This is a genomic window from uncultured Thiodictyon sp. (genome assembly GCF_903828115.1).
Taxonomy (GTDB): Bacteria; Pseudomonadota; Gammaproteobacteria; order Chromatiales; family Chromatiaceae; genus Thiodictyon.
Map to the genome: position 1 here is coordinate 1 of NZ_CAIKKU010000427.1, position 23,753 is coordinate 23,753.

Sequence of the window (23,753 nt, forward strand, 5' to 3'; positions counted from 1 at the left end):
ACGCCAAGTCGCAGCGATTCTCCGATTACGATTACGATTACGACAACGACAACGACAACGACAACGACAACGATCGTGTTTGTGCTTAAGTTGTTCTTGGCTCGTTACTTAGCCAATACGTCAGCGACAAGCAAGGCGGGGCAAGCGAGAACGAGCTTGCCGCCAAACGCCGGGAGCTCGAAGGGCGGCATCATCCCACGATCTGGCGGGAGATGATCCGCATCCGCGACCGCGTTCCCGCTCTCGCGGCACTCTTTGCCGAAGCCCCGGAGCTAACATGATCGGGCCTTTTTTGCATCATCGCGGATTGCCCTGCGGGGGCCTTTGTCATAACTCCGCCCGCCGGCCTCGGGGCGCAGAGCGCCCAACACATGCGTGACACCGCTAGAGCGGTGTCACGAGGGGGTGGGCTGGGCGGATTGATGATCAAGGCCCCCTGCGGGCATCCGTCCTACGCGCAGGGCGGGTAAAGCCTCAGAGCAGCTTCACCAGCTTCACCAGCGTCGCCACCAGGGCCGCCTGAGCGATCAGGAGACCGGCAACCCACTTGATGATGTCGCCCTTCGCCGCTCCGATACTGCTCTTGATCCCCTCAAGGCGCGAGTCCAGGTAGTCGCGGGTCACCAGTTGCTCGCTGGTCGCCTCGCGGAAGGCGTCGGCAATGGCCTCGGCCTGGGCGTCGGCAGCCCGGCCGCTTCCAGCTTCTTGGCAAACTTAAGGGTGTCGAACGTAACGGCGGTCATGGCGAGTTCCTGGTGCGGCTGCATCTGGATGACGCTAAACCAAGCCGCCGCGGTCAAGCGCCACGTCCCCTACCCTGGCCCGGCTGGCCGAGACCCTCGGCTGCACGGAAACCCAGGTCATGCACTACGCCTTGAAGCGCCTGGCGTCGGAGGTCCTGCCCGCCTACGAGCCCGACGATGGCGAACTGACCCCTGAACAATTTGGACGCGATCCGGCAGGCCGAACCCCAAGGCCGGGTGCACTCGGTCTCTTCCAGCCTCTTCTGATGCCCGCCCGCTGGTGGTCGGCCCCGGCGGCGGGTGACATCGTCTGGTGCCACTTCCCGCGGGACCGGGTGCCGACACCCGGACCCAAACTGCGCCCCGCGACGGCTCAGGTCGTTGCGAGCCCGGTCACGCCATCGGCGCAGCCGAAGACCTCGATCCCCAGGCGCTCGGCCACCGGCCGGGCCTCCGGGCGGACCATCGGTGAGATGACGAGCTTGCGGGTCGCCGTGCGGCCGTGGCGGCGCTGGTAGTACAGCACCTTGCGCTCGAAGGTGTAGATGTCCGACTTCGACATGGAGGACTTGAGTTCGCAGAGGATCAGTTCGCCGTTCCTGATGATGACGTCGATCTCCACCTGATCGGGCGTGCCGAAGACGGTGCCCTCGTCGTCGAATTCATTGACGTTGATGACTTCGACCCCGAAGGACTTCTCCAGGATACCCTTGAGCGCGTCGCGGAAGCTGGCCTCGGAGGCCAGGCCCCAGCGTGCCCCGAGGGCGCCGATGCCCTGCTCCTGGCGCAGGCGGGTCTGTCTCAGTTCATCGAGCAGTTGGAAATTGAAGCGCGTTTGCTCGTCCCACTTGCGTTCCTGCGCCTCCCACTTGCGCTCCTGCGCCTCCCACTTGCGCCCCTCACCGGTCCATTGCTCGTCCCACTTGCGCTCCTGATCGGCCCGTTTGCGCGCCTGCTCCTCCCGATCCGCGGCCAGCTCGTTCAGCAGGCGGTCGAAGCGTGCGTCGAAGCTCTCCGGCGTGACCGCGGTGCTGCGGATCAGATCCTCCAGCCACCGGCGAAAGCCGGCGTCCTCGCGCAGCAGCAGCGGGAGTTCGGCCTGGAGGCGGGACTTGATCTCTTCAACGGACATGGCGGACGACCCTCGGGATGGCAGGGACCCTGACACTGGTTCGGTAACGGTTGTTCCGGAGATTTTCGGGGCCGGCGGGGCCAATACAAGGCGCTTCACAGGTGCCGGACGGACTCCGCCGGGGTCTCCGATCGGATGACCCTCAGACTAGCCCCCGAGCCATCCGGTCGCAAGCACCCCCCAGCGTCAGCAGCGGCACGATCAGCGCCGCGATGCGGCCGTCGGCGAACGCCCGGTAGCCGCGCCGCCAGAGGTCGGCCTCCGCCGCCTGATCAGTGAGAAGCCATGAGTTGCCGTCCATGGCGCGGATTGTAAGGGCCGGCAAGGGAGGAGGTCTTGACCGGCTTTTGACAACGGATGTTTTGTCATATATCTTAGCAATAAATTCGTTGCTAAGGTTCTGGTCTCGCCATGTCGACTTTCCTACGTCCGAACCTCGAAGACGCCTTCTGGAGAGCCCTGCAGTCCGGTAGTCACCTGCTGATCCCAGGGCCCAGGCGCATCGGCAAGACTACGCTCCTCAAGCAGGCACTCGCCCGGCCCAGCGTCGGCTTTTTTCCCGTCTATGTCTTCGTGGAGTCTGTCGATTCGGTCGATGAGCTGTATCGAAAGCTTTTGTCCGCACTCCTGGATCAGGAATTCGTGGGTAGACTCAGCCGCACCTCCAGGCGCTTCTCCACCTGGGTCAAACAGATTCGCATCGAGGAGATCGGTTCAAAGGTACGTTTCGGGGCCTCCGGGCCGGTGGATCACCTCGGCGAGTTTGTCCGATTCTGCCGAGACCTGGAGTTGGACGGGCGCATCGTCCTGATGGTCGACGAGATCCCTCAGGCGGTGGAAAACACCCTGGGGAGCAAGTCCGAGCAGGAGCGGCGCGAAGCCATTCGGATGCTCCAGACCCTTCGCGACTGCCGGCACGATCCCCGCCTCGGGGAGCGCATCCAGTTCGTCTTCGCCGGCTCCATTGGACTGGAGAACGTCGCGGCGTCCCTCGGTGCAAGCAAACACATCAATGACCTGAAGACGCTTCGCATCCCTCCGCTCACCCCGGACGAGGGACGCGCCTTCCTGGACCGGGAGCTGACCCGTCTTGGCCTCGCGGACCTCCCGCAGGAGGTACGCGAGCACCTGCTCGGGCGGATCGGCTGGGATTGGCTGATACCCATCTTCATCAGGCGTCTCGCGGAGGAGCTGCCACCCGATGCCTCAACTCCGGATGCTGTGGATCAGGCCTTCACCATGCTGCTGACCCACCAGAACCTGTTCGAGCACTGGTACGGCCGATTGCGAATGACCCTGGAGCCCAGAGAGCTTCAGCTCGTCAAGGCCGTGCTCGGCCAGGCCGCGGACCCGCGCAACAACGGCATCAACAGCCGATCCTTGACCAATCTCGCCGTGGAGCATGGGCTCCTGGAACATCAGGTCAATCTCATCGGCATCCTCAAGCACGACGGCTACCTCAACAACCAGGAAGCCCCGGCGCACTATCGCTTCAACTCGCCGGTGATCCGCGAATGGTGGTGGCGCAACGTTGCCAATTGACCGCAGGGGAGTGAGTGCGATGGGTGAGACACTGGGCGGGGTTTACAACCCGCAGGCGATGCGGGAAGCCGAGTTCCTGGCTCGCTATTGCGTCCGACTGGAGCTGACGAACAGGCTGCTGCGAACGATCCTGGGTAGCGGACCGGAGGACGACCCCGAGCACGCGATCGTCCAGGGCCAACGGGGACAGGGCAAGACCAGCCTGCTGCGCCGCATCCAGATCACGCTGCGGGACAACCGGGAGACCCGCGACTGGCTGATCCCGCTGTTGTTCAGGGAGGAACTCTACGGTGTCACCAGCCTCTGCCGGCTCTGGGAGGAGGCGGCAAGCCTGCTTTGCGACAGACCGGGCTTTGAAGGAGTGCCGGATACGATCAAGGCCGTCTGGGAAACGCCCCACTACGAGAAGGACTGTTACCTCGTCCTGGACCGCGCCCTGGCCGACCAGGGCGTACGACTGGTCCTGCTGATCGACAACATCGGCGACCTGTTCGGTAAGCTCAAGCGCCCGGAGCAGCAGCGTCTGCGGGAGATCCTGCACACCACCAAACGCATCCAGATCGTCGGCGCGTCCACTGTCATGCTGGAGCAGCACTACGACCACGGCGCGCCTTTCTACCAGTTCTTCCGCGAGATCAACCTCCCCGGTCTCTCTCAGGAGGAGGCGCTGACCCTGCTCCGACATCTGGGCACCCCGGAGCAGCAAACGCGGCTGGAGGAGGTCATCGCGCATACACCGGGGCGAATCGAGACCCTCAGACGTCTTACTGCCGGCGTCCCGCGCACCCTGGTGCTGCTGTTCGAGATCCTGCTCGACCGGGACGGAAACGCGTTCCGCGACCTGGAACTGCTGCTCGATCGGGGCACCCCGCTCTACAAGCACCGGATGGACGACCTGCCGACGCAGCAGCAGGCCATCGTCGATGCGGTGGCCCTTGGCTGGGACGCACTGTCCGCCGGTGAGATCGCCCGCGCCACGCGCCTGCCCAGCAAGCAGGTCGCCGCCCAGCTCAGGCAGTTGGAGCGCGCCAACGTCATCCACCGCGAGCCAACCAGCACCAAGAACAACCTCTACCGACTCGCCGAGCGTTTTTTCAACATCTGGTACCTGATGCGCCACGGGCGCCCCGGCGACCAGCGCCGGGCGCTGTGGCTGGTGCGGTTTCTGGAGATCTGGTGCTCGCCCGATGACCTGCGCGAGCGTGCGTTCGGCCACCTGACCATGCTCGCCGACGCGCTCCTCGCGCCCGAGCATGCCTGGCTCATGACCGAGGCACTGCGCGGGGCGGGATTGGACCTGGAAACCGAGGATCGGTTGGTGAAGGCGACGAGGCAGTACCTGGCCGGGTATTTGCGAGGTCAAGTCGATTCTTCAGTCGCCGAGACAATCGATGGGCTTGAAGCAGTCTTTCCAGAAGAATGGCGGCCGGTCTTCGATCGTGAATGTTTGAGCAAAATGAGTGGCCCCGATCTGCGCGATTGCGTTGCGCGATTTGACAGCGTGCTCAAGGAATTTGTAGAAGTTCACAAGAGATGGGTAGAAACTGCTATGCACGCTTTGAATCAAGCAAAGCTTGCCGACTATAAAGGGGCATTAGCTACTCTGGGCGATATTGACAAGATCGATATGTCTGCCAACTTCGATCCGTTCCCCGGTCTTGGTCGCATGGCAAGCAACGCGTCGGCCGAAATCGATGAAATACGCGCCTTGGTATTGCTTAAGAGTGCGCTGGAGGAAGACCTATGGATAGCCCGATGGGAGCCCGAAGGTGACAGCAACAGCGGTACCGAGTCGGGCGCAAAGTCTTGGCTCTATCACGCCCGGGGTCTGCAAGGAGCCCTTTCGGTACTGCGCCAGACGCCGCGCCCGGAATTAGAGCTGAGGTTAGCTGCGATATTGGTTTGGACTCAGCAGTTCGCAGAGGCATTTGAAGCCATTGAGCTTGGACTCCCGTACCTGAATGTGGACGCGGAAGTGGATGGTCTTTCGGTTCTTCTGACCTTGCTTCTTGCCGCCGAGCAAATCGCCTACGTCCGTCGGCTGTTCGAAGATGAAACCTTCGCCGCTTACCGATTCAAGGATCGATTCAAGCCGCATTACTACGCTCTGCTCGCGGAGCTCGGCAAATCAAGAGCAGACGATTTCAAGCGCATGGGACCGGAGCTTGCTCAAACCGTAGACGAGATTCGCGCAAAGGTCCTCGAGTGGCGCAAGTCCATGGATGGGGCGCCGGACTTGTCGCGGCCGCAGGATCGAGCGGCCAGGGTAAATTAAGCCGGCAAAGCGGCCAGCCTCGAGTTGATTCCGGGGGCACCCGCGTCGAACATGTTTGACCCGGAACCGTGGTCCTTGTGGGACCACGGCCCCGGGGAGCCGCCCGCTAATTCCACTGCGCCAGATCGGCCCGCGCGATGCGAATCCGCTGCAGGATCGCCTCGCGTTTGAGATTGAAGACCACCATCCCGCCGGTAATGGCCGCACCGAGTCCGATCAGGATCAGGGCCCGGGTGTTGCCCTGGTCGGGGTAGAACCGGACCATCTGCCCGCCCACGTTCAGCACCAGGAAGGCCACGCCGGCATAGAGAAAGACCCGGATCTGCAGGGCGATGCCGATGATTATCCCGGCGAGTGCCAAGGCCAGGGCCAGCACGAAGACGCTCAGTTCCGGGCGCAGGAAGAGATCCAGCCCCGCGCCGGCGTACAGTGCACTGAGCGCGGCCAGCCGCGCGCCGTTGCACACCCGCGGCCGCAGTTCGCGCCGGTGCAGGTGCAGCAGCACCAGCACCGAGATCGCCGCCGGGACTATATAGAACTGCCACAGGCCCCAGTGCTCGGCCCATAGGGGCGCCCACAGATAGACCACGCCGTTGAGGGCCAGTACCCCGAGGTACAGGGGCCAGGGATTGCGCAGGGTATGGGCCAGCGACAGATAGAGCACGGCGGCGGCCAGCAGGACCCCGCCGGTCCAGTGCGAGGCGAGTTGCCAGGGCGCGGTCGCGATCGCCAGCAGGGGCAGCAGCAGGGCCAGGCGGTATAGGGGCCGCAAGCCGGTGACCCGATGCAGCACCAGGACGCCCGCCGCGGCGGCCAGCAGCGCGATGCTGTCCCAGGGCGTGAACGGCGACAGCCCCAGGAGCACCAGCCGTCCGTAGACGATCAGCAGCCCCGTGAGGAGCGCCCCCGCATAGACCCATTCGGGCTCGTCAGGCTGCCGCCAGGCGCGCACCGCCGCCATTCCCGCCAGCAGCAGCAGCGCGGCACCCGTCGCCGCGGCGTCGGCCGTCTGGCCGAAATGCCAGGGCGGCGGCCCCGAGCCGGCCAGGTAGACCACGAGGAACCAGGTGTGCCAGCCCAGCCACAGCAGGCTCAGGGTCAGCAAGACCCAGATCAATCCAGTCACCGTCCGCTCGACCCCGCGCAGGCGCGTCCGCAGGCCCTCGTCCGCCGCGGGGTGGGCCCCCGCCAGCCAGCGCTGCAGGCGCTGCCGGACCACCATGAACAGGGCCAGCAACAGCACGGTCTGCAGGGCGTACCAGGGCAGCATCCGGGTGATCGCCAGGAGCGGCATTCCCGCCAGCGACATGGCATAACCGCCCGCCAGTGTCGCCAGCGCCAGCAGCAGGCCGAGGTTCAGCCAGAACGAATCGCCCTGCCACCAGCCCCGCGCCAGCGCCGTCAGGGCCAGCAGCAACAGGGTCAGGGTCCAGACCGCCCAGTCGGTGCCGGCCAGCGGCACCAGCAGGCCCAGCGCGGCGATCGGCAGGAGGTCGAGCCACGGCCGCAGGGCGGCACGCCAGCGTTCGGTGCGGTGCGGCCCGTATCGCCAGGCCAGCAGGAGCGCCCCGCACCACAGGGCCAGGCCGAGCGGCAGCCACGCCAGGGGGATCGCCAGATCGTGCAGGAGCGTCGGCACCGTCACCGCGAGCGCCGCCAACAATACCTGGGCGGTCAGTTGTTCCGGCCGCCGCCACACGGCATGGGCGGCCGTGGCCGCCAGCAACAGGGCAAGCGGGCTGTGGAGGCCCGCGGTGGGCGCCAGGCGGAGGGTCCCAAACCACGGCAGACTGCCGACCGCGACCAGCACCAGCCGGGCGAGCAGCAGCACCAGGATCGCGAAGGGGATCCAAAAGAGCGGCGCCGCGAGCCCCTCCTGCCGCCAGGATAGCCACCGGGCCAGGGTCGGACCCTGGCGCCGCCACAGCGCGAGCAGCAGGAACAGCAGGTTGACCCACAACAGCGCGGCGGCAAACTCGCCGCTCGGGGCGGACCGCCCCAGGCCCAGGTCCCACCAGGTCCCCTCCAGTACCCCCGTGGTCAGCAGGCCGCTGCCCGCCAGGGCCGCGACCGCCAGCCAGGGCAGGCCCGGCCAGGCCGTATTGCTTTGCAGCAATAAGAGATAAAGCGCCAATCCGGCCAGCGCGGCGGCGGGCGACCAGACGCCGGTCAGGACCCCGATCGTCACCCCGCCCAGCACTGCGACCAATCCCAGCAGCAGCCAGGCAGGCGTTGCCACTGCCCAGTCCGGCTGGCGGGCATTCCAGCGGGGGAGCGCCAGATTGCCCAGGGCCGAGAGGGCCAGGCCCCAGCCGACCGCGGTCCAGACCCCGGTGCGCAGGTCGAGGTGCGTCTGTGCCGCCAGGCTCCAGACCAGGGCGGTCGACAGCAGGGCCAGTGCCGGACCGCGCCATTGCGGCGCCGTCGCCAGCGGCCGGGTCACCGGGAAGAGCGCGACACACAGCAGCCCCAGGAGGACCGGCAGGCGCGCATCACCGGCCAGGGCCGCCAACGGTGCCCCGGCCAGCGCCAGCAGGTACAGCCCCCCGCCGGTTGCCTGGAGCGGTGTGCGCCACCAGGCCAGCGGCGTACCGGGTGCGAGTCGGGACCCCAGCCCCACCGCCGTCGCCGTCAGGCCCAGGCTCAGGAGCGCGTTGAGCCCCGGCTGCCCCAGCGCGAACAGGATGGGCGGGGCCAGCCAGGCGGCGGTCAGCCAGGCGCCGAGCACCAGCGTGATGAGGGCCGCCCAGGCGTGCAGCGGTGTCCGGTGATACCAGCCGGTCAGCAGGAAGGCGAGCAGGCACAGGGTCAGGGCCGGCAGGAGCGACGGCATCGGCACGCCCAGCCGGGCCAGCGTCAGGACGGTCGACAGGACGACCGCGGCGGTGAGGAGGGTACAGGCGTGCAGGCTCGCCTCGATCTGCCGGCCGCCCCCGGTCCCGCCCGGCACCGTGAACCCCAGGACCCGGGCGAGCCGCCCGGTCAAGGGCCGCGCCAGGAGGGCGACGCCCGCGCGCCAGATGAGCAGCGCATAGAGCATGGCCGCCGCGAGCCGCCAGGGCCAGGTCAGCCCCAGTTGTCCCAGCCCGGCGAGCAGGCCCGCCAGCCCCAGGAGCATCGGCACGGCGATCCAGCGGAACAGGTGGAAATAACCGACGATCAGCAGGCCCGACGCCGCCGCCAGGGCGGCGATCCAGGGTCGCCCCGGCCCTGCCGCCGTCTCCAGGAGACGGGGGACCAGTTGCACCAAGCCGAACGACCACAGCAGGGCCATCGCCTGTTCCAGCGGCGCTTGGACCAGCGCGGCCAGCCCGGTATCCCGAGGACCTGGGGGTTGCGGGTCTGCGCGGTGCGGCACGGCATCCGGGTCTGCCTGCAGGAGACCTTGCAGGCGAGCGCGCCGCTGGAGCCGCCACAGGAAGGCCCACAGGATCGGCACCAGGCAGAAGGCCGCCAGTCCGGTGCCGGGACCGGGGAAATAGCCGCGCTTGATCAGCGCACCGATCACACCCGCGCAGCCCAGCGCCCCGTAGAACAGCGCTTGTCGGCGCAGACCCAGACTCAGCCACAGGAGCAGGGTCCCGGCTAGGGCCAGCAACAGGATCGGCTCCGGGCGTCCAAACAGCCCCGGCCACAGGGCGAGTCCGCCCAACCCCAGGGCGAGCGGGATGTTGGTCACGGCGGCGGCGATGAACAGCCGCCGGGAGGCCGACGACTGGCGCCGGTCATGCAGGCCCAGTGCGGCCCATGGCACGGCCAGGGCCAGCAGGCCGAAGGCGGTGCGCAAGGCCCAGTCGAGCGGCTGCCAGTCCGGCAGCCAGACGACCGCCGCGGTGCCCAATACGATCACGGCGGCGTCGGCACCGGCCCAGCGGGGGTCGGCCTGCGGCAGGGCCAGCGCGAGGCGCACCGCCGCGTACATCAGCAGCGCCGCCGTCGCGGCCGTGGCGAACCCCGGGGGTTCGCCCAGGGGGGTCCAGACCAGACTCCAGACGGTCACCCCGAGCAGGAGCAGGGCGCCGGCCGCCAGGCACTGGAGCGCCAGGTTGCGCGAACGGGCCGCCGCCAGGCGCGCCAGCCCCAGCAGGGCCAGCAATCCCGGCACGCTGGCCAGCCCGTGCCAGGCCGGCGGCAGACCGGACAGGACCGCGAAGCCGTAGAGACCGCCCAGGCAGGCGATCAGCAGATACAGCGGCGGCAGGGTCCGATAGCGCCAGGTCATCCAGCCATACAGCACCGCGCCCATGGCCAGCGTCAGGAGCGCCGCCGGGGTGCTCTGCACCGCCACGGCCACCGCCACCGCGGACAGGCCATAGAGCAGGAAGCTGAAGCGGGACAGGAAGGCATACTTGCTGACCCACTCCTTGAAGGCGGCGTCCACCGGCAACAGGAGGCTGGTCAGCGCCATCAGGTAGGGGCCCAGGTAACCGGCCGGCAGCGGTTGCGGCCAGACCCAGGTCAGGTGGATGAAGGAGACGGCCGCGGTATAGACCAGGGTGCCGACGGCGAACCAGGTCGTCAGGCGCCGCTCGACGAAGAGCCGCCGCAGCCATTCGCCCGCGAAGCTCCAGAGCGCGTAACTGAGCAGTGCCAGGAGCAGCACGTGCAGTGCCGCCAGGACCGGCCAGCCGGGCGCGACCCAGGCCAGGGGGGCGGCCAGTTGGACCGCCGCCAGGGCCGCCAGCAGCCAGGCAAAGCGGCCCTGGAGTGCCCGGTCCATCAGCGCGCCGGCCAGGGCCGCGCCCCAGGCGAAGGCGGCCAGGGTCGCGAGCCCCAGGGGCACGCTGACCATCATCAGAACAGCATCCCCGCGGCTGGCGTCGATCAGACGGACCGCATCCGCCAGGACCAGCGGTCCCAGCAGGACCGCGAGTGTCAGCAGCATACTGCTGGTCGCCACCAGTTCCGGGCGGCGGCGGCGGAACTGATAGCCAGCCCAGAGCAGGAAGGCGGCAGCCCCGCACAGACTGCCGAAGACCACCAGCGCATTGACGAAGCCGGTGGTATTGGCGACCAGGAACTGGACCCCGGCCACGAAGCAGAAGCCGCCGACGAACCAGCCGATGTTCTGTACCAGGAAGGGTAGGATCAGCTTCGGCCAGCCCGACAGCACCTGCCGCAGCCGTTGCATCCGGGTTGGTGTGTCCGGCCGCCGGGCCGGCGCGGGGGCTGATTCACTCGCTAGCTCTGACATGGTGTTTTCCAATGACCAATGATCGATCCCGGCGCAAGTGTCGTCTTGCACCTTGTGCACCGGCGCCCGCCCCAGGCCCGGCCGGAGAGGGGCGGGGGAGGGGCGGCCAAAGGGTCGCGGCGAACCGGCGCCGCCAGCCTTCAGCCCGTGATTTCCTTGCGCAAAGCCGCCAGTTCGGCCTCCACCTCGACGTTTGTCTCCAGCCTCAGAAATTCACGCTCGAGCTGGCTGTATTCGCCGGCGAGTTCCTCGCGCGCCTCCATCCGCGCCTCCATCTCGCCCACCCGGTCCGCCATGCGGCCCAGGGAGTGATCCAGATCCAGACCGGCCTGGAAGCGGTCGCGGACCTGATCCATCTGCTCGAACGCCTGCGCGGCCCGCTGTCGGGCGACCAGACTGCCTTTCTTGAGCCGCGCCTCCTCCAGCTTCGCCTCCAGTGCCCGCAGTTGGGCCTTGAGCCGTTCGCTGGTGCGGCGGGCCGACTCCCAGGAGGTCTCCAGGCTCGCGACGATGCCGTCGTGTTCCTTCTTGCGCAGCAGGGCCTCCCGCGCCAGGGTTTCATTGCCCGCGGTCAGGGCCGAGCGGGCGCGCTCCTGCCACTCCCCGGACTGGCGGCGCTGGTGTTCGAGCTCCTTCGCCAGTTGCTTCTCGCTGGCCAGGGCATCGACCACCCCTTCCCGGGCGTTCTGGATATTCTCCTCCATCTCCCGGATGATCTGCTTGATCATCCGCTCCGGGTCCTCCACCCGGTCCACCAGATCATTGAGATTGGCGGCGATGACATCGCCGAGACGCTTGAACAGATTGGCCACGGAAAACCTCCGAACAGTCAGGCAGTGGCGGGCAATCGGCGGCTGCGATCGCCAATAGGCTTTAATATATAGCAGGATTTCGGCCGTGTGCAAGGCGGGCCGATCGGCTTAGGGGCGGTGGTGGAGAACGATCAGCACGCGGACGGGCGGATCGGGGTCCCGCAGGCCTTGCGGCCCTATCTGGGCGGGGCGGAGATGCTCGGCTGAGGCGGCGGCGCGTTCGTCGGATGGGGCGTTCGTAGGATGGGCAGAGCGCAGCGATGCCCATCTTGCCGCCGCGGCCTCGATGATGGGCACCGATGATGGGCATCGCTCTCGCTCTGCCCATCCTACGGCTGCCTGTTGCGCCATTTTCGTTTGATCAACAGACAGATCGCATGGTAGTCGAGGATCAGGCAGACCTGCTTTGCGCGTCCCCCCAGGCTATGGTACATAAGGCGCGGCGGGGATCAGCCGACACTCAAGGGCGCACCGGCCATGGTGGCGGCCCGACCGTGCTGCTTGCTGAAGACACCCTGGCATCACCAAGCGGGTGGGCCGCGGGGTCCATGACATACCAAGCGCCCGAGACGACGCTGACGGCGACCCAGAGGATGAATTTCGGACCCATGATCGTGCTCCTGCCGCAACACGCACTGCCAAACACGCCGGACGGTCACGTCGGAATTCCAAGGTGCTACGATTGCGATGAAGTGACGCCGTCGTGGCCTTGATCATCATTGCTCAGGACAGCGGCTTTGCCGTCGCCATGTCCTACTATTTCGATAAGATATACGAGGTCGCGGACGGTTAATAGCTCTGAGATGTTAAGGTATATTCGGACCAGTCGTCGCGCCGCCGGATCAAACCGACGAGCCCTATCCCTTTGGTCACAGCCCTGAGATCCCTGGAGACGCACGGCTAGGGCTCCGGGAAGTCGAGCACCATCAACGTGCGCCCCGCGGCATCATCGTCGCGCAAGGGCCTGAATCCGTACCCGGCGAAACGCTTCTTGTGCGTGGTTGAAACGAGTATACACCCGGCGGCGAAACCCGCCCGCACCCAGGCGATGCGGGCTTGGACCAAGGCCTTGGCGACACCCTTGCCGCGCGCTGCCGGCGCAACCGCGGACAGGTACAGAATAGGCGTATTCGAGGCCCAATCAGCATTCTTGACACCCCCGACGCCGACTACTTCATCGCCATGATAGGCGACGAAGAACTTGCGATAGAACAGAGTGGGCGCCAGTGCCAGTTCCGCCCGAATGCGCTGCTCATCTTAACGGGCGGGATTATCGAACGCCTCGACGAGCAGGCTGACCGCCGTCTCATGGGTCGGCTGGTCCCCGTGGAGCAGTTCTTCAATCCGCGGTTCGTATTTCATTTCATTCGTTACTGAGGGCCTGGTCAGTTCGCACTGACGACGAACACGCCCGCGCAGATCAACAGCACCCCCACCGCGCGCATCACGGTCACCTCTTCGCCGATCGCAAAGCCGACCATCAGGGCCAAGGCGAAGCCCAGACCTTCCAGCGGGTACGCCTTGCTGACATCCCAGCGCGCCAATACGGCCAGCCACAGGACGGCCCCAAGCGTATAGAACAGGAAGCCGATGACGATCGACGGACTCAGCATGACGGCCCCGGCGGTGTGCAGTCCGGCGGGCTGCGCCAGCGCCGTCTTGACCGCGACGCTCGACATGCCGGCCTTGATCAGAAATTGCGCCGTCACTGACAGCAGCACGCAGCCGATGGCGGCGATCAGGGTATTCATTTGTTCACCCGTTGGCGGCCCGCGCCGCGACCGGACGCCCGCTGTGGGCCGGTGCCCCCGCCTGCGCGAGGATGCCGGCGAGAATCCGCGGCACCTCGAAGACGGCGCTGTTGTCGACCCGGCGCACGCGCGCCTGGTAGTCGGGCAGGTGCCGCGTGATTTCCTCGACCGCCGCCTGCACGGTCCAGAAACTGCGATGAACCACGCCCAGGCCATGCTCGCGGACCCACTGCGTGTTCCAGCGCTCCTGCGGCATGGTCCAGGGGTTGCGGGTCACGATCACCGGCAGCCCCTGCTGCACCGCCTCGCTCAGGCTGCCCGGCCCGGGTTTGCCGATGAAGAAATCGGCCAGCCGCATCCAGCGCGCGACCTCGGTCGTAAAGCCGACCACGACCCGCGGCGCCCGTGCCGGCTGGTCCCGCAACGCCATGGCGAGCTTGGCATTGCGACCGCATAGCAGGATCAAGGGGGTGTCGGGCAGGCGCCTGGCGATCGCCAACATCGCCCCGGAACCGGTGCCGCCGAACAACACCAGGCCGGTCGGCGTGTCCGCGTCCAGCCCCAGTCGCCGCCGCTCGGCGGTCCGCTCGATGGGCCTCTGGGCATAGAAGTCGGGGCGCAGGATCATGCCGCTGCTGCGATGCACGCGCTGCGGCTTGCAGCCGGCGGCCAGCGCCTGCGCGACCGCATGGTCGGTACCGCACACCAGATGCTGCGCCAGGTCCGGCTCGATCCAGAAGTGGGGTGGGTGATCGGCCATGTCGGTGAGCACCGTCACGAAGGGTACGCCCGGGCAGGCCAGTGCCAGGCTGTCGTGCAACGCGCGGTTAAAGTTGGGGATCAGTGAGACGACCAGATCGGGCCTGGTCGTCTGCCAATACCGCGCCAGGCGCCGCACCAGGCGGGTATGGCTCAAGCGGATCAGGCCTTGGAACAGCTTGAGCTCTTGGGCCAGACCCAGCGTGAAGCCGGTCGCCAGGCGCATGTTGTAGAGGTCCTCGGGCTCCATCCCGGTCACGCGCAGAAAGCGCTTGTTCGGGTCCAGCACCTGCATCAGGTTGACCTTGCGCACCTGCCAGGGCCGCCGCTGATCTCGGATCGCCTGCTCCAGCGCCTGCGCCGCGGCACGGTGACCGCCGCCGGCGTTGAACCAGATCAGATCGACGGTTTTTGTGACCGGCGTCGTTGCACGCGACACCGGCGGGCGCCAGGGGCGTTCGTGTGCGGCAGGGGTGCGAAGAGGTACCAGAGGAGTCACAAAGCGAGGTTCCAAATGACTGGGAGCCAACGGACAGGACTAGCGGCATTATCGATGGTCTTGATGACGCCTTGGTTACCATCGGCGTCGTGCGCGGCCGGGCTTTCAACCAACCTGAGGGCAGTGCTTGTCACCATCCTGTCACCATTCCGGAACCACCGTGTAACGTTGGGTGCTTAGGCTGCAGGTCGGGGACCTGACCGACACCCCCGGTACCAACAACGTCAATCTCGATGTCCGGGCCGCCTTTGCCCAGGCCCTGTACGACGCCGGCATCGGCTTCTATCCACTGCGCGGTTCGTCCTGGTCGACCAGTGCACCAAACCCAGCGGCACGGCGCACTCAAACTGCACAATCGGGCTATCGTCACCAGTCCGGACGGCCTCTCTAAGGTGCAGAACATCATTGCCGCCTCCAACAGCTACAAGTTCTACATCCCACCCAGCCCGACCGGGCTCGCGGGCCAGGCGTGCCCTGGCGAAGACGGTGGATACCGGCTGGGCCCCGCGGGCCGGCCGCACGGCCAGCGATATCCTGACCCTCTGGGGGCTGCACGACAGTCTGGTCACGGACTTCTCGGTCCCCGCGACCGCGACGGCCGCGCCCTCCGGCTATCAGTTCCAGCTCAAGGGCGATCGGACCGACACCTACGTCCTCTCGCTGAGCTATCAATCCAACGGCATCAGCGCCCAGCGGCTCACGAGCGGCTTGTTCGGGCTCGCCACCCGCGACGCCGAGGGCAACAGGGTCAACGCCGTGGCCGCGAACGACGGCGGCGACGGGAGCTTCGTCCAAGGGCCCTATGTCCACGGTGATACGCTCGGGACCTACGGCATCGACACCGCCACGCAGACCGCCTGGGCGGTGGTCAATCACCAGGGCGACTTTGCGGTGGCCGATTTCGCCAAGGGCTCGCCGCAACTCTATGCCCTGATCTCCAGCAAGGCCGGTCCGGCCGGCGCCCGGGTCTGGACCCTGAAGCTCGTCAATGGGCATGAGCCGGTCAGGGGTGCCAGGATCGACGACCTGACCCTCACCCAGACCCGCGGCACCGCCTGCACGAACCGCACCGGCGGAATTCGAGAGCCCGCGGATTCGCGACGCCTTCATCGCCGCGGTGCTGCGCGATGCCGGCGGCCTCCCGGCCGCGGTCGAGCAGATGCTGGCCGGGGCCTTGGCCGAGCGCGAAGTGTCGCGGCGCACCGTGCGCGACCTGTCGAGCGACGCGGCCACCACCTACCTGGACATGACGTGGCTGCTGGTGATCCTGGTCGCCGTGGCGATGGCCGTGCGCTACATCGGCCGCGGCATCGGTGCGCAGGAATTGAGCTTGGTCGCGGATGGGTGGGCGGCGGTGTATCATCGGCAGTACTGCAAGGACAGTGACGTTACGCGGCGGGAGGGGAGGCGCGGGCGGCGGGGCGGGGGATCTGGGCGGCGCCGGGCGCGCATCAAAGCCCCTGGGACTACCGCCATCGCGACCCGTAGACCAGCCGAGCCATCAGCCGGGCGTCGTCTGGGGCCCGCGGGCCCCTATTCTTGGCTGGCCCTGCGTGAAGTGGTCTGAAAGACTGGTTTGCGTCATCGACTACGATAATAAAGGGTTATACTGCACCGATGAAAACGGGATGTTTGACGGTCAATTGGTCGGAAAGGACGAGATCGTTTTTCACTACCATCATGTTACCAGTGATAATTCTATTGTGTCGGTAATGAAATTGGCGAAAAGAGAGTAGCATTCCTGGCCGTCGCCCGCTTAGCTCGGCCGTCGCTGCAAGAGCCTGACGCCAGGCGACATCAGACTGTAACCCCGCACCCGTGGCCGAGCAGCGCCCGCGGCCCCGCGCGCCCCGCCAGCGCCAGCCCCGCCGGTGACGGCCGCTGAACTGCCCCACGTCGCGGCCAGCTTCAACGCCGCCAAGCGCCTGCTCAACGACCAGGTCTACGCCGACCACCGCGTGAGCTTCTACTGCGGCTGCGCCTTCAATGGGCAGCGCCGCACGGATCTCGGCGCGTGCGGACTCGCCGCCCTGCCGAGGAGAAACGGGCGCAGCGCGTCGAGGCCGACCACGTCTACATGCGCCCTACGCTGTGATTCGGCGCCGCTGGCCGTCGTGTGCGGTATATTGGCAGCACAGACGCAGTATCGCCAACCGGGGGAGCGACCGACATGACCGCGGTCAAGACCGAAACCGTCACCTTCCGCATCCAACCCGAGATCAAGGCCGCCCTGCGCCAGGCCGCCGAGCACGAGCACCGCAGCCTGGCGAACATGCTGGAGGTCATGATCCGCGACTACCGCAGCCGCCACGCCGCCACCGCCACCCGGCAGGACCTTGCCGGCGCTGGTTCTCCGCGCTAGCCCCCACACTCCACCAGGCCGCCGCCACGCGCACCCGGCCCGTCAGCACTCCAGGATTGAACACCGACCCATGGCCGACGAGACAACCACTGGCAATGTCACCCGCAACGGCGGCGACTTGGGCTTCGAGGCCGACCTGTTCAAGGCCGCGGACAAGCTGCGCGGCAACATGGAGCCGTCCGACTACAAGCACGTCGCCCTGGGGCTCATCTTCCTCAAGCACATCTCCGACAGCTTCGAGGCCAAGCACGCCGCGCTCCTGGCGCAGTACCCGGACGGCGCCGAGGACCCCGACGAGTACGCCGCCGAGAACGTCTTCTGGGTCCCGCCGGGCGCGCGCTGGTCGCACCTCAAGGCCCAAGCCAGGCAGCCCGGCATCGGCAAGCTGATCGACGAGGCGATGCTCGCCATCGAGAAGGTCAACCCCAGCCTCAAGGGCGTGCTGCCCAAGGAGTACGGCCGCCCGGCGCTCAACGCCGTGATGCTGGGCGAGCTGATCGACCTGATCTCCAGGATCGCGCTGGGCGAGTCGCAGGACCGCGCCCGCGACCTGCTGGGCCGGGTCTATGAATACTTCCTGGGCCAGTTCGCCGGCTCCGAGGGCAAGCGCGGCGGCGAGTTCTACACCCCGCGCTCGGTGGTGAGTGTGCTGGTGGAGATGCTGGAGCCCTTCCCGGACCCGGTGCGCAAGGTCCTGGGGCGCGTCTATGACCCCTGCTGCGGCTCCGGCGGCATGTTCGTGCAGACCGAGCGCTTTCTGACCGCCCACGGCGGGCGCATCGGTGAGCTGGCCATCTACGGCCAGGAGTCCAACTATGTCACCTGGCGCCTGTGCAAGATGAATCTCGCGGTGCGCGGCATCGACGCCGACATCCGCTGGAACAACGAGGGCAGTTTCCACAAGGACGAGTTGCCGGAGCTGCGCGCCGACTTCATCCTCGCCAATCCGCCCTTCAACATCTCCGACTGGGGCGGCGCCAAGCTGCGCGAGGACGCCCGCTGGCGGTACGGCACCCCGCCGGTCGGCAATGCCAACTTCGCCTGGCTGCAACACATCCTGCACCACCTGGGACCCAACGGCACCGCCGGTGTCGTGCTCGCCAACGGTTCAATGTCATCCAGCCAGTCCGGCGAGGGCGAGATCCGCCGGGCCATGGTCGAGGCCGATGTGGTGGATTGCATGATTGCGCTCCCCGGTCAGTTGTTCTATTCCACCCAGATCCCCGCCTGCCTGTGGTTCCTGGCCAAGAACAAGCGCAACGGCGGCCTGCGTGACCGCCGCGGCGAGACCCTGTTCATCGACGCCCGCAAGCTCGGGCACCTGGTCGACCGCACCCGGCGGGAGCTTGCGGATGAGGACATCGACCGGATCGCCAACGCCTACCACGCCTGGCGGGGGGAGATGGACGCGGGCAGGTACGCCGACGTGGCGGGCTTCTGCAAGGCCGCGACCCTACCTGAGATCGCCGGACATGGCTTTGTGCTGACACCCGGGCGCTATGTGGGCGCGGCGGAGGTCGAGGAGGACGAGACGCCCTTTGTCGAGCGGTTCGCGGCGCTGCAAGAGACACTGGACTCTCAGTTTGCGCAGGGGCAGCGGTTGGAGCGGGCGATCCGCGAGAATCTCGGGCGTGTAGGCTTGCAAGCCGAGTCGTCGACTGGTACACAGTAACTTGAGTGACGAACGAAAAATTGGAGATTTTGCGTGGACTGTAAGTCGATCCGCTACGCCCGGCACGCCTCGCGCAGAGCGGCGACTGCGTCGTGGTCACCGCGTATTCGCCGGACCCGAAACTGTGGAGCGATGATTACAAGACCCGGAGAACATCATGAATTGCACGCTATGCAAGAACGCAGAGACGGCCCCCGGGATCGTTACGGTGTCCCTGAATGGTGAAACCGTCGTCATCATCAAGAACGTGCCGGCAGAGGTCTGCGGTAATTGCGGCGAATACTATCTGGACTCAGCCGCCGCGCAGCGGGTCTATGTGCACGCGGATGCGGCGGTGGCCCGCCATGCCGAGATCGAGGTCTTGCGCTTTGCCGCCTGAGGCAGGATCGAGACACCGCCTTTTCTGGCTCCCACGCTCCAGCGTGGGAGCAAGTGCGGGCGCTCCGCGTCCAGTGCCAGGACCGGACGCGCAGCGCCCGCACGGCATTCCCACGCCGGAGCGTGGGAACGAGAATGAGTATGGAAGGTCGACCGGAGAACCCTGGGAATGAGTGCCACGCTTTCGATCAACCCGCAGCAGCGTGAACTGTTGCTCGCACTCTTGCACCAATGGCTGCCCGGAACCGCGGTCTGGGCCTATGGGTCCAGGGTGAACGGCACCGCCCGCCCCAATTCCGACCTCGACCTCGTTGTCTTTCCCTCGCCGACCCAGCGCCAGTTGCTGCCGGCGGCGCGCGAGGCACTGGACGAGAGCAATCTGCCGTTTCTTGTCGACCTCCATGGGTGGGATGAATTACCGGCACGCTTTCACGACAACATCCGCAGCAACTATGTCGTGCTGCAAGCAGTGGAATCCCCGGAGTTGCAACGACAATGACTGATAGCCGCATTGCCATCGTGGATCGCATCTACGATTCAGATAGGTCCGAAGAACCTTTCGGTAAGCGCTGGCGAGACGAATGCGTGACGCTCGATGCAGCAACCCTGGCGGCCTTGCTGCAAGGCAAGATCCTCGCGCTCGATGTGCAGGGTGAATATGTGATCTATGTTCGTGCCGGGGAAATGGCAGGACCGGCGGGCGGCAACCCGCCGGCCGACAGCGACGACGCGCGAGCAGCGGGCAGGGGTTCGGATTGAAGAATCTGCCGCTACGCACCAACGCTTCTGGCTCCCACGCTTCTGGCTCCCACGCTCCAGCGTGGGAGCAAGTGCCGACGCTCCTGCGTCGTGTCGGTGTTCGGGCCGCAGGAGCGGCCAAGACTGCATTCCCACGCGGAGCGTGGGAACGAGAAGACGCGGGCAGGTACGCCGACGTGACCGGGTTCTGCAAGGCGGCGACGCTGCCTGAGATCGCCGGGCACGGTTTTGATTCGGGAGAGGCTAACGAGAGTAGCAGTTGATGGATAATTGGCCAACCGTTCAACTCGGTGATGTGACCGATCTACTGACTGGCTTTCCATTCAAGAGCGAACGGTATACCGAAGACTTTTCAGATCCTCAGTTACTGAGGGGTGATAACGTCGCACAAGGTGTTCTACGCTGGGAAAACGCAAAGCGCTGGCCGAGCAACGCTACCAATGAAGTGACGCAGTATTGGTTAATGGAAGACGACGTTATCCTCGCCATGGATCGACCGTGGATCGAGGCCGGACTAAAGTATGCTGCGATCCGCAAGTCTGACCTTCCTGCCCTACTCGTTCAACGTGTTACGCGTCTTCGTGGTAGCGCCACACTGAATACAAGCTATCTCAAATACGTTATCGGCAGCCGAGCTTTCACAGAGTATGTACTAGCTATACAAACGGGCACGGCCGTTCCCCACATCAGTGGTGGGCAGATCAAGAGGTTTCAATTCCGACTACCTCCGATTGAAACTCAATTGGACATCGCTCAAATACTCGGCGCTCTCGACGACAAGATCGAGCTGAACCGCCGCATCAACGAGACGCTGGAAGCGATGGCGCGCGCGCTGTTCAAGGACTGGTTTGTCGATTTCGGCCCCACCCGCGCCAAGCAGGAAGGCATGGAGCCGTACCTCACCCCCGAACTGTGGTCGCTGTTCCCCGAGCGGCTGGATGTAAAAGGAACGCCGGAGGGGTGGGACTTCGCCACAGTCGGTCAGTTGTTTACTCTAACCATGGGACAGTCCCCGCCTGGAAGCACCTACAACGACGCGGGCAATGGGCTCCCGTTTTTTCAAGGTCGCACAGACTTTGGATTTCGTTACCCGGAGCGTAGAATATTTTGTTCCGCACCAGCAAGGATTGCTGAGGCGGAGGACACCCTCGTTAGCGTCCGAGCGCCTGTCGGGGACATCAATCTTGCATGGGAAAAATGCTGCATCGGTCGTGGGGTAGCTGCATTAAGGCATCCCAAAGGCTATCGGTCTTTCACCTACCATACCGCGTGGGCTCTACAGTTACAGTTACAACAGTACGAGCATACTGGGACTGTATTTGGGGCAATCAACAAGAAGCAGTTTGAGTCGTTGAGCATTTGCTCACCGAGCCAGGAATTGTTGGCCTCCTTTGAGGATGTGGTTAGTCCCTTGGATGACCGAGTAAAGGGTAACATTATCGAATCCCGCACCCTCGCCCAAGTCCGCGACCTCCTCCTCCCCAAACTGATGTCCGGTGAGATCCGCGTGAAGGATGCGGAAAAGACCCTGGAGTCCCACCTGTGACTCCAGACCGTCTGCTCGCAGCGACCGACCGCGAAGAGGCGCTATCGCGTGCCTATGTCCAGGCAGTCGCAGCCGGTGCCGGCTACGTGGTCGCGACCCGCGACTTCGACCGCGACGGGATCGACTGCGAGATCAAGGCCGGCGGCCACATGCGGCCGGCGCTCGGCATCCAGCTCAAGGCGACCGTGAATCTCGGTGAGTGTATCGACGGGTGCTACCACTACCCCCTCAAGCGCCGCAATTACGATTGGCTGCGCGGTCCCAGTCAGGCACCGCGACTCCTGGTGGTGCTGGCCCTGCCCGAGCAGGAGACCGATTGGCTCAGTATCTCCGCGGCGCAACTCGTCATGCGGCGCTGTGCCTATTGGGTCTCGCTGGCGGATGCACCGGAAACCACGAACCAGACATCCGTCACCGTGCTGCTCCCGGAAGTCAATCGACTCGAGATTGCGTCACTGCGTAAACTGATGGATCAATCCAGAACAGGTGTCATTCGATGAACATAAAGATCGTCGATGCTGCGGCCCTGCGGGCCATTACCCCGGCGGCATTGGCCGCTTACGCCCGCGGCGAGGGTTGGACACGCACCGGGACCTATGGAAAGTTCGCGGATGTCTACACCGCGGCGGAGCGTCCTGAACTCTTGATTCCCCGCACCGACCTGGTGGCAGACTATGCCAGCGTGGTGTTGGAACTGATCACGCTCCTGGCCGCATCATGCGGCCGGGATCAGTTCGCCCTGTATCGCGATCTGATCGGCGCCGACCGCGACCTCGTGCGCGTTCGTGCCCGCGGCGCGGACGACGACGGAAGCCTGAGTATCGACGCGGGTGTGGGGCTCGTCAGCTACGCCCGTGAGCTGCTCCTGGCCGCCGCCTGTGCGGCGAGCAATCCGCAGTCGCTCTACCGGGCGGGGGCCAACAAGGAGGCCAGCGACTACATGAACCGCGTGCGGCTGGGTCAGACCGAGCAGGGCAGTTTTGTCGTGACCCTCCTGGCGCCGGTGCCGCCCTTCTTGCAGGCCCCGCTCGATGCGGCCTGGACGGATTTCGAGGACGAGCCCTATGACCGTAAGGTCACACGCCGGTTGATGGATGGCTTGGAGGCGTGCCGATCCGCGGCGGAATTGGCGAGCGCCGGCAACGGTATGGTCGAGTTCGAGCGGGGGGTCGACCGCGGGGTCAGTGCCAATCTATGCGAGGCGGTCGCCAAGTTGGTCGAATACTCGGCCGGCCTGGAAGTCGGCGTGACCTGGGCGCGGACTCGCCCGGGGCCGCAGGTGCACCGTAAGGTGAGCTTTTCAACCAGTGACGCTGAGATCCTGAAAGAGGCGGCGCGCACCTTTCGCGCGCACCGCTCGCGTCAGGATGTGGAACTGTTCGGAACGGTGTACAAGCTTCAGCGTGACCAGGCGCAGTTGGCGGGACAGGTGACACTCAAGGCGCTGGTCGACAAGCGAATCCAGTCCGTCAAGGCGATGCTGGATCAGGCCAGCTACAGTCTGGCCGTGCAGGCGCATGACCGCAAGCTGCCGGTCGTCGTGCGCGGCGATCTGGAGCGGGTGGGCCAACGCTGGCAACTGAGCGGTGCGGAGTTGCTGAATGTGGGCACCGAGGACGAGAACGAGGACGACGCTGCCGGCGAGGTGACCTGAATGAGCTACCTCTCCGAAGCCCGTAGGTCGGGTTAGCGAAGCGTAACCCGACAAGATACCCGCACCAGCCCTCGATCCATGCGATACCGACGCACTATAGTCCCCGGCGGCACCTTCTTCTTTACCCTGGTCACCCAGGATCGCCGCCCGCTATTTACGGACCCGGAGAGTATCGATTGCTTGCGCGAGGCGTTTCGTGCCGTCAAGACCAAGCGCCCATTTCGGATCGACGCAATCGTGATCATGCCGGACCACCTGCATTGTATCTGGACCCTGCCCAGCGATGACGCCGATTATTCTCTGCGTTGGCGGCTGGTAAAGACCTGGGCTACCAAGCACTGGCCCAGGCCCTTACCAAGTCCGGCCGATCCGGCGCGGCGCGCCAGGGGCGAGCAGGCGCTGTGGCAACATCGCTACTGGGAGCATACGATCCGCGACGAGGACGATTTTTCCCGGCATGTCGATTACATCCACTATAACCCCGTCAAGCACGGGTACGTCGACCGGGCGGCGGATTGGGCTTATTCGAGCTTTCGGCGGTTTGTGGAGGCGGGGCTTTATCCGCGGGATTGGGCGTGCAAGGACGAGGTCTTGGACGGTGTGGGTCACGAGTGAGGGCGCGGCCGTCGGGTTACGCTTCGCTAACCCGACCTACGGCCTGACGGGGCCCGGTAG

24 protein-coding genes are annotated in these 23,753 nt (G+C 65.8%); 15 read left to right on the forward strand and 9 right to left on the reverse strand.

The features are described from left to right. Positions 1-216, forward strand: a 216-nt coding sequence (locus QZY48_RS15680) for a hypothetical protein (protein WP_295432474.1), incomplete at its 5' end; no start/stop codon positions are given. A 258-nt stretch (positions 217-474) separates the two neighbouring features. On the opposite strand, the gene QZY48_RS15685 is transcribed toward QZY48_RS15680, so the two are convergent. The 3 genes from QZY48_RS15685 to QZY48_RS15695 form a co-directional block, all read right to left on the reverse strand. Beyond that, positions 475-624 carry a hypothetical protein gene (locus tag QZY48_RS15685; protein WP_295432476.1) on the reverse strand — a complete coding sequence of 50 codons (150 nt, stop codon included), beginning with the start codon at positions 622-624 and terminating at the stop codon, positions 475-477. 492 nt (positions 625-1,116) lie between these two features. Then, positions 1,117-1,875 carry a DUF3782 domain-containing protein gene (locus tag QZY48_RS15690; RefSeq protein WP_295432479.1) on the reverse strand — a complete coding sequence of 253 codons (759 nt, stop codon included), beginning with the start codon at positions 1,873-1,875 and terminating at the stop codon, positions 1,117-1,119. Positions 1,876-2,017: 142 nt separating this feature from the next. Next, positions 2,018-2,200, reverse strand: a complete 183-nt coding sequence (locus tag QZY48_RS15695; RefSeq protein ID WP_295432482.1) for a hypothetical protein — start codon at positions 2,198-2,200, stop codon at positions 2,018-2,020. Between the two features lie 86 nt (positions 2,201-2,286). On the opposite strand from QZY48_RS15695, the gene QZY48_RS15700 reads away from it, so the two are divergent. Both QZY48_RS15700 and QZY48_RS15705 read left to right on the forward strand, forming a co-directional pair. Beyond that, positions 2,287-3,417: an AAA family ATPase gene (locus QZY48_RS15700; protein WP_295432484.1), complete on the forward strand. Its 1,131-nt coding sequence runs from the start codon at positions 2,287-2,289 to the stop codon at positions 3,415-3,417. Between the two features lie 19 nt (positions 3,418-3,436). Next, on the forward strand, positions 3,437-5,692 hold the full coding sequence (locus QZY48_RS15705; protein ID WP_295432486.1) for a hypothetical protein: 2,256 nt from the start codon (positions 3,437-3,439) through the stop codon (positions 5,690-5,692). Between the two features lie 106 nt (positions 5,693-5,798). On the opposite strand, the gene QZY48_RS15710 is transcribed toward QZY48_RS15705, so the two are convergent. The 6 genes from QZY48_RS15710 to QZY48_RS15735 all read right to left on the reverse strand — a co-directional run bounded on the left by QZY48_RS15710 (position 5,799) and on the right by QZY48_RS15735 (position 14,647). Continuing rightward, positions 5,799-10,823 (reverse strand): hypothetical protein, encoded by a 5,025-nt coding sequence (locus QZY48_RS15710; protein WP_295432487.1) that lies wholly within the window; start codon positions 10,821-10,823, stop codon positions 5,799-5,801. Positions 10,824-11,026: 203 nt separating this feature from the next. Beyond that, on the reverse strand, positions 11,027-11,698 hold the full coding sequence (locus QZY48_RS15715; protein ID WP_295432490.1) for a PspA/IM30 family protein: 672 nt from the start codon (positions 11,696-11,698) through the stop codon (positions 11,027-11,029). Between the two features lie 460 nt (positions 11,699-12,158). Continuing rightward, the gene (locus tag QZY48_RS15720) at positions 12,159-12,308 is read right to left on the reverse strand and encodes a hypothetical protein (RefSeq protein ID WP_295432492.1); all 150 of its coding nucleotides are present in this window, start codon (positions 12,306-12,308) and stop codon (positions 12,159-12,161) included. A gap of 290 nt (positions 12,309-12,598) precedes the next feature. Further along, the gene (locus tag QZY48_RS15725; protein WP_366929706.1) at positions 12,599-12,943 is read right to left on the reverse strand and encodes a GNAT family N-acetyltransferase; all 345 of its coding nucleotides are present in this window, start codon (positions 12,941-12,943) and stop codon (positions 12,599-12,601) included. 140 nt (positions 12,944-13,083) lie between these two features. Then, complete coding sequence (locus QZY48_RS15730) at positions 13,084-13,449, reverse strand: hypothetical protein (protein WP_100922946.1); 366 nt, start codon at positions 13,447-13,449, stop codon at positions 13,084-13,086. 4 nt (positions 13,450-13,453) lie between these two features. Next, a complete protein-coding gene (locus tag QZY48_RS15735; RefSeq protein ID WP_295432496.1) occupies positions 13,454-14,647 on the reverse strand; it encodes a galactosyldiacylglycerol synthase in 1,194 nt (397 codons plus the stop codon). A gap of 232 nt (positions 14,648-14,879) precedes the next feature. Between QZY48_RS15735 and QZY48_RS15740 the strand changes: the two genes are divergently transcribed. The 12 genes from QZY48_RS15740 to QZY48_RS15795 all read left to right on the forward strand — a co-directional run bounded on the left by QZY48_RS15740 (position 14,880) and on the right by QZY48_RS15795 (position 23,693). Continuing rightward, positions 14,880-15,098, forward strand: coding sequence for a hypothetical protein (locus QZY48_RS15740; protein ID WP_295432498.1), 219 nt, complete (start codon positions 14,880-14,882; stop codon positions 15,096-15,098). A gap of 95 nt (positions 15,099-15,193) precedes the next feature. Then, positions 15,194-16,093, forward strand: a complete 900-nt coding sequence (locus tag QZY48_RS15745; RefSeq protein WP_295432500.1) for a hypothetical protein — start codon at positions 15,194-15,196, stop codon at positions 16,091-16,093. A 485-nt stretch (positions 16,094-16,578) separates the two neighbouring features. After that, complete coding sequence (locus QZY48_RS15750; protein WP_295432502.1) at positions 16,579-16,881, forward strand: hypothetical protein; 303 nt, start codon at positions 16,579-16,581, stop codon at positions 16,879-16,881. Then, on the forward strand, positions 16,878-17,069 hold the full coding sequence (locus QZY48_RS15755) for a hypothetical protein (protein ID WP_295432504.1): 192 nt from the start codon (positions 16,878-16,880) through the stop codon (positions 17,067-17,069). Before QZY48_RS15750 ends, QZY48_RS15755 begins: the two co-directional genes overlap by 4 nt. Before the next feature lie 70 nt (positions 17,070-17,139). After that, entirely contained in the window at positions 17,140-18,741 is a 1,602-nt protein-coding gene (locus tag QZY48_RS15760; RefSeq protein ID WP_295432506.1) for a class I SAM-dependent DNA methyltransferase, read from the forward strand. Positions 18,742-18,898: 157 nt separating this feature from the next. Beyond that, positions 18,899-19,120 carry a type II toxin-antitoxin system MqsA family antitoxin gene (locus QZY48_RS15765; RefSeq protein WP_295432509.1) on the forward strand — a complete coding sequence of 74 codons (222 nt, stop codon included), beginning with the start codon at positions 18,899-18,901 and terminating at the stop codon, positions 19,118-19,120. 168 nt (positions 19,121-19,288) lie between these two features. Beyond that, positions 19,289-19,618, forward strand: a complete 330-nt coding sequence (locus QZY48_RS15770; protein WP_295432525.1) for a nucleotidyltransferase family protein — start codon at positions 19,289-19,291, stop codon at positions 19,616-19,618. Then, complete coding sequence (locus QZY48_RS15775) at positions 19,615-19,878, forward strand: hypothetical protein (RefSeq protein ID WP_295432528.1); 264 nt, start codon at positions 19,615-19,617, stop codon at positions 19,876-19,878. The genes QZY48_RS15770 and QZY48_RS15775 overlap by 4 nt, the downstream gene beginning before the upstream one ends. A 262-nt stretch (positions 19,879-20,140) precedes the next feature. Continuing rightward, on the forward strand, positions 20,141-21,424 hold the full coding sequence (locus tag QZY48_RS15780; RefSeq protein WP_295432530.1) for a restriction endonuclease subunit S: 1,284 nt from the start codon (positions 20,141-20,143) through the stop codon (positions 21,422-21,424). Further along, positions 21,421-21,924, forward strand: a complete 504-nt coding sequence (locus tag QZY48_RS15785; RefSeq protein ID WP_295432532.1) for a DUF4365 domain-containing protein — start codon at positions 21,421-21,423, stop codon at positions 21,922-21,924. Before QZY48_RS15780 ends, QZY48_RS15785 begins: the two co-directional genes overlap by 4 nt. Continuing rightward, the gene (locus QZY48_RS15790; protein ID WP_295432534.1) at positions 21,921-23,078 is read left to right on the forward strand and encodes a hypothetical protein; all 1,158 of its coding nucleotides are present in this window, start codon (positions 21,921-21,923) and stop codon (positions 23,076-23,078) included. Before QZY48_RS15785 ends, QZY48_RS15790 begins: the two co-directional genes overlap by 4 nt. Positions 23,079-23,156: 78 nt before the next feature. Beyond that, the gene (locus QZY48_RS15795) at positions 23,157-23,693 is read left to right on the forward strand and encodes a transposase (protein WP_295432536.1); all 537 of its coding nucleotides are present in this window, start codon (positions 23,157-23,159) and stop codon (positions 23,691-23,693) included. Positions 23,694-23,753 lie beyond the last annotated feature (60 nt).

What these genes read in the sequence shown, in the direction of transcription:
- QZY48_RS15690 (WP_295432479.1), bottom strand. Translation starts at nt 1,875, where the DNA reads ATGTCCGTTGAAGAGATCAAGTCCCGCCTCCAGGCCGAACTCCCGCTG.
- QZY48_RS15755 (WP_295432504.1), top strand. Translation starts at nt 16,878, where the DNA reads ATGACCGCGGTCAAGACCGAAACCGTCACCTTCCGCATCCAACCCGAG.
- QZY48_RS15720 (WP_295432492.1), bottom strand. Translation starts at nt 12,308, where the DNA reads ATGGGTCCGAAATTCATCCTCTGGGTCGCCGTCAGCGTCGTCTCGGGC.
- QZY48_RS15765 (WP_295432509.1), top strand. Translation starts at nt 18,899, where the DNA reads ATGAATTGCACGCTATGCAAGAACGCAGAGACGGCCCCCGGGATCGTT.
- QZY48_RS15780 (WP_295432530.1), top strand. Translation starts at nt 20,141, where the DNA reads ATGGATAATTGGCCAACCGTTCAACTCGGTGATGTGACCGATCTACTG.
- QZY48_RS15790 (WP_295432534.1), top strand. Translation starts at nt 21,921, where the DNA reads ATGAACATAAAGATCGTCGATGCTGCGGCCCTGCGGGCCATTACCCCG.
- QZY48_RS15770 (WP_295432525.1), top strand. Translation starts at nt 19,289, where the DNA reads ATGAGTGCCACGCTTTCGATCAACCCGCAGCAGCGTGAACTGTTGCTC.
- QZY48_RS15730 (WP_100922946.1), bottom strand. Translation starts at nt 13,449, where the DNA reads ATGAATACCCTGATCGCCGCCATCGGCTGCGTGCTGCTGTCAGTGACG.
- QZY48_RS15795 (WP_295432536.1), top strand. Translation starts at nt 23,157, where the DNA reads ATGCGATACCGACGCACTATAGTCCCCGGCGGCACCTTCTTCTTTACC.
- QZY48_RS15760 (WP_295432506.1), top strand. Translation starts at nt 17,140, where the DNA reads ATGGCCGACGAGACAACCACTGGCAATGTCACCCGCAACGGCGGCGAC.
- QZY48_RS15775 (WP_295432528.1), top strand. Translation starts at nt 19,615, where the DNA reads ATGACTGATAGCCGCATTGCCATCGTGGATCGCATCTACGATTCAGAT.
- QZY48_RS15710 (WP_295432487.1), bottom strand. Translation starts at nt 10,823, where the DNA reads ATGCAACGGCTGCGGCAGGTGCTGTCGGGCTGGCCGAAGCTGATCCTA.
- QZY48_RS15705 (WP_295432486.1), top strand. Translation starts at nt 3,437, where the DNA reads ATGGGTGAGACACTGGGCGGGGTTTACAACCCGCAGGCGATGCGGGAA.
- QZY48_RS15700 (WP_295432484.1), top strand. Translation starts at nt 2,287, where the DNA reads ATGTCGACTTTCCTACGTCCGAACCTCGAAGACGCCTTCTGGAGAGCC.